General features: G+C 63.8%; 8 protein-coding genes. 5 read left to right on the top strand and 3 right to left on the bottom strand.

Annotation, left to right across the window (positions count from 1 at the left end):
* Both AC1DLO_RS20285 and AC1DLO_RS20280 read right to left on the bottom strand, forming a co-directional pair.
* The coding region (locus tag AC1DLO_RS20285; protein ID WP_476891566.1) for a hypothetical protein at nt 1-158 on the bottom strand (158 nt) is incomplete at its 3' end.
* A gap of 150 nt (nt 159-308) precedes the next feature.
* Entirely contained in the window at nt 309-1,115 is an 807-nt protein-coding gene (locus AC1DLO_RS20280) for an IclR family transcriptional regulator (RefSeq protein WP_184740831.1), read from the bottom strand.
* A gap of 308 nt (nt 1,116-1,423) precedes the next feature.
* Here AC1DLO_RS20280 and AC1DLO_RS20275 point away from each other — a divergent pair, with 308 nt between their 5' ends.
* From AC1DLO_RS20275 to AC1DLO_RS20255, 5 genes are all read left to right on the top strand, one after another.
* Nucleotides 1,424-2,896, top strand: coding sequence for an amino acid permease (locus tag AC1DLO_RS20275; protein WP_476891563.1), 1,473 nt, complete (start codon nt 1,424-1,426; stop codon nt 2,894-2,896).
* An 81-nt stretch (nt 2,897-2,977) separates the two neighbouring features.
* Nucleotides 2,978-3,613 (top strand): LysE family translocator, encoded by a 636-nt coding sequence (locus AC1DLO_RS20270; protein ID WP_476891562.1) that lies wholly within the window; start codon nt 2,978-2,980, stop codon nt 3,611-3,613.
* Nucleotides 3,614-3,754: 141 nt separating this feature from the next.
* Nucleotides 3,755-4,330: a hypothetical protein gene (locus AC1DLO_RS20265; protein ID WP_476891561.1), complete on the top strand. Its 576-nt coding sequence runs from the start codon at nt 3,755-3,757 to the stop codon at nt 4,328-4,330.
* Between the two features lie 265 nt (nt 4,331-4,595).
* The gene (locus AC1DLO_RS20260) at nt 4,596-4,880 is read left to right on the top strand and encodes a hypothetical protein (RefSeq protein ID WP_476891560.1); all 285 of its coding nucleotides are present in this window, start codon (nt 4,596-4,598) and stop codon (nt 4,878-4,880) included.
* 2 nt (nt 4,881-4,882) lie between these two features.
* Nucleotides 4,883-5,116: a helix-turn-helix domain-containing protein gene (locus AC1DLO_RS20255; protein ID WP_476891565.1), complete on the top strand. Its 234-nt coding sequence runs from the start codon at nt 4,883-4,885 to the stop codon at nt 5,114-5,116.
* Here the strand turns inward: AC1DLO_RS20255 and AC1DLO_RS20250 are convergent.
* Nucleotides 5,105-6,214, bottom strand: coding sequence for a LacI family DNA-binding transcriptional regulator (locus tag AC1DLO_RS20250; RefSeq protein WP_476891559.1), 1,110 nt, complete (start codon nt 6,212-6,214; stop codon nt 5,105-5,107). The two genes, AC1DLO_RS20255 and AC1DLO_RS20250, sit on opposite strands and share 12 nt — an antisense overlap.
* Nucleotides 6,215-6,222: the final 8 nt, after the last annotated feature.

The raw sequence follows: 6,222 nt of genomic DNA, 5'->3' as shown, positions 1-6,222 counted from the left end.
TACACGACCAGGTCATCCGGACGCTCCGCGACCTCCGGGTCCAGGTTGTTCATCAACATGCGCAACGGCGCCTCGGTCTGCCAGCTCTTCGCGGTCAGCTCCGTACCCCGGGCAGCTTTGACCGGACGCGCTCCGGTAGTGAAATCGGCGGGTGCCATGATGACTCCTTCGTCTCTGGAGGGATTGCTAGGTGTAAGTCCTTCTGTATCCAGTAGAGCCCCTCCGCAACCGTCTTGGAACGGCTTATTGGAGGGTACTGTCCGGGATTACAGACTCAACTGGAGGGGCTGGGGACGGGGTGGGAACGCCTATTGCCCGGGCCGTCCGTGGATGCGCACTGAGAGCTCGTCTGCTGTCTTCTGGATGCGGGCGGCCAGGGCCGGCCATTCCTCAACCGGGACCCGGTCTTCGAGGAATGTCACGGCCACAGCCGCTGTCGGCCATCCCAAATGGTCGGTGACGGCGGCGGCCACCGAGCCGAAGCCTGGCGTGACTTCGCCATGTTCAGTGGCGTAGCCGCGCTGCCGGACCTGGTCCAAGTGCGAGGACAAGGCCGAGTACTTCATGATGGGTGATTCCATCTCGTGCCGGGCCGTGAAGGCGGCAGCATTCGGATAGAGGGCCCTCACCTGCGATTTCGGCAGGGCGGCCAGGATGGCGCGCCCGCTAGCGGTGAGGTGGCTCGGAAGCCGCACCCCGACGTCGGTCACCAGGGACGGGCGGTTCTTGGCCCGCTCTTCCACGATGTAAAGCACATCTCGTCCATGCAGCACGGCCAAGTGCGCGCTCTCGCCGATCGCATCCACGAGGGCGGCCAGCATGGGGCGGCCAAGCCGGGACAAAGGCTCTTGCCGCGAGTAGGCCGAGCTGAGTTCGAACGCGCTGATGCCCAGTCCGTAGCGCTGTTCCTCATGAAGGTGCAGGACGAAGCCATTGGCTTCCATAACACCAAGCAGGTGGTAGACGCTGGACCGGGGCAGGCCCAGGGCGGTAGCAATGTTGGACGCGGCCATCGGGCCGCGCCGGGAAGCAAGCAACTTCAGGATGCGCAGGGTGTTCTCGGCGGCGGGGACCTTGGAAGCGGCCCGGCCCTGGGTGGACGGCTGTATGGTCATGGCTCCTCTTCGAGTGCGCGGTAATCCCCGGCACGCCCTTCCGCCACAAAGGCCGTGAGGGAGGTGTCCGGGATCCCGTACTTAAGCGTGCGCCCCAAGGGAGGGCTCCGAAAGCCCATCAGAACATTAAGCTGTCTGGAATACCAGACCTTTGTCAGCTTATTGGACTAGCCATCAGCCAGCGCAGGCCGCGCATTTGCACAGCGTCTGAGAACCGAGACAGCGATGCGCCGTGAGTCCCATCACAGCCCATTCCGAAATGGTCTGCTGGTTAACAGTCCCCCTCCCAATGACGAGAAGGTATTCGTATGCAGCAAGCACCAACAGCCGTCAGGACAACGGCGGCCAAAGCCGTCGAAGGCGCGGTAACCACCGTTCTCAGCCGCGGCCTCAATGTCCGCCACATCCGTTTCATGGCCCTTGGTTCGGCCATCGGAACAGGCCTCTTCTACGGCTCAGCGTCTGCCATCCAAAAGGCGGGCCCGGCGGTTCTCTTCGCATACATCATCGGTGGCGCCGCCGTCTTCATGGTGATGCGCGCCCTCGGCGAAATGGCTGTCCGCCACCCCGTCTCCGGCTCATTCGGCCAGTACGCCAGCCGCTACCTCGGACCGCTGGCAGGGTTCATCACCGGATGGACCTACGTTTTCGAAATGGCCATCGTGGCGATCGCGGACGTGACAGCGTTCAGTATCTATATGGGCTTCTGGTTCCCGCAAGTGGACCGCTGGATCTGGGTCCTGGCGATCATCCTGCTCCTTGGCGCCATGAACCTCCTAAGCGTCAAGGTCTTCGGGGAGCTCGAGTTCTGGTTCTCGCTCATCAAGGTGGTGGCGATCATCGCCATGATTGCGGGCGGTGCGGCGATCATCGTGTTCGGCTTCCATACGGGCGACGGCGGTGCGGCACCGGGGCTGGGGAACCTCGTTGACCACGGCGGCCTGTTCCCGAACGGATTCGAGGGGCTCCTGGCCTCGTTCGCCGTCGTCATGTTTGCCTTTGGCGGGATCGAAACGATCGGTATCACCGCAGGCGAGGCCGCAGACCCCAAAAAGGTCATCCCGCAGGCCGTGAACACCGTCCCCGTGCGCGTGCTGCTGTTCTACGTACTCACGTTGGGCGTGCTGATGAGCCTGTTCCCCTGGAACGAAATCGGGAACAACGGCAGCCCGTTTGTGCAGATCTTCAGCGGCCTCGGCATTCCTGCGGCGCCGCACATCCTCAACGCCGTGGTGATCACGTCGGCGCTGTCCGCGATCAACAGCGACATCTTCGGCGCCGGACGCATCCTCTTCGGGCTGTCCCAGCAAGGTCACGCACCCAAGAGCTTCGGCAAGATCTCCCGTCATGGAGTTCCCTGGATGACCGTTGTCCTCATGGGCGGGATCCTGCTGGTGGGCGTGGTGCTCAACGCCGTAATCCCCGAGGACGTGTTCCTGGTGATCGCCTCCATCGCCACTTTCGCGACCGTGTGGGTGTGGGTCATGATCCTGGCCTCGCACGTGGCCATGAAACGGGAGATCAAGCGCAAGGGCCTGCCGGCGTCGGAATTCGCATCGCCATGGTGGCCCGCCGCTTCCGTGCTGACCATCGCCTTCATGGCCCTGGTGATCGTCATCCTTGGCGTCTTCGAGGACACTCGGGTGGCGTTGTACGTGGGTGCCGTATGGCTTGGACTGCTGGTCCTGGCCTACAAGCTGTGGGTCCGCGGCGGCGGGCGCGTTCGGGCCGACCTCGTTGACGAGACGGCCTCGATGCCGGTGGTCACCCAGCGCTCCTAGCGCGACTACCGCTACGGGCATAACGACGGCGGTCGCCACCGAAGCGTCGATCGTCACCGCAGGCCAGGGCTATCATCAAGCATGGTTCCGTTCACCAATCTCCTGGCGTTTGCCCTGGCCTCGCTGGTCCTCATTGCAGTCCCTGGTCCCAGCGTGCTTTTCGTCATTGGACGTTCCCTCGCCCTCGGCCGCAAAGGCGGACTCCTGAGCGTGCTCGGAAACGCCTTGGGAATGGTTCCGCAGATTACCGCGGTGGCGTTGGGGCTCGGTGCCGTGCTGGCGCAGTCGATCGCGCTGTTCACGGTCATCAAGTTCGCGGGCGCGGCCTATCTGGTCTATCTAGGCGTGCAGGCGATCCGGCACCGCGGCGGGCGTTCGACGGCGGCCGGTCCGGCGCCGTCGCGGTCGATGTGGCGACTGATCCGCGAAGGTTTCATCGTGGGTGCGAGCAACCCGAAATCGATCGTGTTCTTCGTAGCGGTGTTGCCGCAGTTCGTGGAATACTCCGGCGGCAGCATTCCACTTCAACTCGCCGAGCTGGGGGCTGTTTTCCTGGTGATCGCCCTGGTCTCCGACAGCATGTGGGCCCTTGCCGCGGGCACCGCTCGCCTCTGGTTTGCGCGCTCACCACGACGGATTTCCACTTTGGGTGCGACGGGCGGGGTCATGATGATCGGGCTCGGCGGAACCTTGGCGCTCACTGGCACCAAGTCCTAGCGTCCCAGCTCACGGAACCTCCAGCGGCAATTGCAGAATCAGCCGGCCGGAAGCCAATCCACGTGCGAATCTGAGTCAAAGACGCGGCAAACACGCACTCCGTCCTGGGTAGGACCATCAACGAGCTTGGTGGTGATCTTCATGAGGACGTCGTACGAGGCCAAGCCTGAGGCCGCGGTTGACCGCACCGGGGTCCCGGAGAAGGCAATCGAGACAATGATGTACGGCCGGGGCACCACCGTTCCGGTCACTACTCCGGAATGGGCAGCGTCGCTTTGCAGCCGGGCGGTGCAGCTGTCCTCGACACGTTGGACCGCCGCCGCGTCGAGGCCCTGCGTTCCCGGAGCCGGTGCCCCGGGAGCCGGTGCCGCAGGAGCCGGCGCTACTGGCACTGGCACAGGCGCAACCGGTGCGTCGGGCTTGGAGCTGACCGCGGGGGCGGACGCTCCGGCCTGGCTTGAAGACGCAGTGCTCGGAGACGCATTCGCGGCCGGCGTCGAGGTGGTGGCACTCGGCGTCGCGGATGGCGCCTTGGTGGCGCCCGAAGCAGAGGGAGCCGAGCTGGCAGTGACCGACGGCGGGGCGCCGGCACTTGAGTGTGATGCTGTCTGCGTGGCGTTGAGGGTAATCGCCCCCGCCAATCCGACCGCGACCACGCCTGCGACGACGATTCCCGCTTTTGCCGCCCGTTTCATTGTTCCCCGCCCACTTCCCTGACCTTTGCGCGACCCACGGCCGTACCTTCCCCTTCGTGAAGCTCCAGATGAGCCTAAGGACCGTTCGCCCGGGCTGACTTGCGTAGCTCCTACCCGTCTTTTGCCGGACTACTCGAATAACCACTTGCTCGGGTTGGGCTCCCTGTCCGAGTAGTTGGTTAAGGGACGTGAGTGGCCCGTGGGGCATAACGGGTGAAAGTCACTCATGCGCGGTGTGTGGCAGTCGCCTACCCTAGGCACATCGCGATTGCAAGGGAGTGGTTCTGATGTTTGATCCCACATCGAGGTACATCGTTAACATGCGGGTGCGGCGTGTCCGCACGCTGGCCGCGCGGCTACGCCAGGTATTTTCCCGGGCAACCGAGCAGGCCAAAACGACTGCCTCCCCTTTCAAGGTGGGCGACTACCTGGCCGGTGACGATCCCTTCAACGGCTGCCAGGAAGGGGTTGTAGCCGTCATCAACGGCTCGTCGATTGGCTTGCGAACCGTCGTCCCAAGAGGTGGGCCGGTGGTCTACTACGACTACCGCCAGTTGAGGAGGCCGTGGTGAACATGTCCGCCGCCGGCATTCCAGCCAACCGATTCATGACAATCGCCGAGGTTGCCGAGGCCTTGCGGGTGTCCAGAATGACCGTATACCGGCTGGTGAACTCGCATGCCATCCACGCGGTGCGATTCGGGCGGTCATACCGCGTCCCGGAGTCAGCCGTGGAGTCCTACATTGAGCACTCTGCAGTGGACGAGGCCGAGCACCATCCGGATAGTGAGGAAGGCTCAGGTAGTTGAGCTCCACCGCAGCTGCGGGCCCGTCAGAATATTCGTTCCGACGGAGTCGCGTTCCACCGGCGGGCACTCAATTTTGACCACGTTGCCACCGGCAGGTTCGTCGACGCCGAGGAGCAGTCGCACGCCAGCAGCGCCGAGCTCGTAGTGCGGCAGCGCGACAGTGGAGAGCGGCGGCCGCATGTGGGCGGCGATGACTTCCTGGTTATCGAACCCGACGACTGCCATGTCTTCGGGAATCGAGAGTCCCTGTTGCTTCAGTCCGTCGTAGAGCCCCATGGCCATACGGTCGTTGTAGCAGAAGACCGCCGTGACGTCCCGTTTGAGGAGTTCCTCGACGGCTCCGTATCCGCCTTCCTGGTCAGGAAACGCGTCGAAAACGAGGTAAGGGTCAAACGCGATCCCTGCAGATTCAAGTGCTTCCCGGTAGCCCTGGAGCCGTCCGTCCTTGGCCGGGGCCGGGATAGTGGCGTTGATGAAGGCGATCCGCCGGTGACCCTTGCGCACAAGGATGTCGGTGGCCTCCCGTCCGCCGTGGACTTCATCCGGGACCACGGCCAGGGCATCGGAGTCCGGGGAGAAGCAGTTGACCAGCACGAAGTCCGTCTCGTGCAACGCGGTGGGGATCTCAGCCGGGCGGTGGAACCAGGTGGAGTACAGGATGCCGCGAACCTTGTGCTCAAGCATCATCGAGATAGCGTCCTTCTCCGCGGGCTCGTTGCCCTCGGTATTGGCGACCAAGAGGACGAATCCGTGCTTCCAAGCCTCGTCCTGGGCGCCGTGGATGATCTGCCCTGCGAAGGGAGTCGTCGCGATCGCGTCGGCGACGAGGCCAATGAACCGTGAACTGCCACTCACCAAGTTCTTGGCGAGAGCGTTGGGGCGGTAGCCCAGCTCGCGGATGGTGTCCAGCACGCGCTTGCGGGTCCCGGCGCCGATCCTTGCGTCCTTCTTGTTGTTGACGACGAGGGAAACCGTCGCAACGGATACTCCAGCCCCTTCGGCCACTTCCCGCATCGTGACCGGATGACTCGTCCTCGGAGTCGCCGGTGGATGCGAGGGGTTAACCTCGGGTTCTGTAAAGCTTTCTTCAGACGTCATTGGCCCTC

Source organism: Arthrobacter sp. 01T419 (assembly GCF_056398865.1).
The sequence above is the reverse complement of the archived record's forward strand: the minus strand, read 5'-3'. Positions and strand labels throughout refer to the sequence as shown.